A 508-nucleotide genomic window follows, 5' to 3' on the forward strand; every position below is an offset into this window, starting at 1 on the left:
GATGTGGACATGGCTCGGCCGCTCCGCCCGCCAGCGCGCCGCCACCCGCTCCCGGCCCGCATAGGCCAACCGGATCTCGGGGTAACCCGGCAGGGGCAGCGAGCGGAAATCGGCCACGGTGAGCAGCGCCGTTGCGAAGCCGTGCTCGGAGGCGCGGCGGACCATCTGCTCCAGGGAGCGCACCACGCCGTTAACCTGCGGATGCCACGCGTCGCTGGCGATCAGGAGCTTCACGCCTGCGCCCTCACGCCACCGCGCGCCGGCCCGGCAGCACCTGCGGCACGGCCTCGGCGGTGCGGGCGCGCAGGATGCTCGGATAGTGCAGCACCTCGATGCGGCCGTCGTAATGCTCCACCAGGCCGGTGCAGGATTCCACCCAGTCGCCGGTGTTGAGATAGCGCAGCTCGCCGATCGGCCGGTCGGCCGCGTGATGGATGTGGCCGCAGATCACCCCGTCGGCACCCTGGCGGCGAGCCTCCTCGGCCAGGATCGTCTCGAACCGGCCGAT

1 protein-coding gene and 1 pseudogene are annotated in these 508 nt (G+C 72.0%); both read right to left on the reverse strand.

The window, feature by feature from the left end:
- Positions 1-234, reverse strand: a pseudogene (locus ACU8YE_RS24410) (glycosyltransferase family 1 protein); the annotation flags it as partial.
- 10 nt (positions 235-244) lie between these two features.
- Positions 245-508, reverse strand: a 264-nt coding sequence (locus tag ACU8YE_RS24415; RefSeq protein ID WP_446929967.1) for a UDP-2,3-diacylglucosamine diphosphatase, incomplete at its 5' end; no start/stop codon positions are given.

It is taken from the genome of Ralstonia sp. VS2407 (assembly GCF_052950655.1).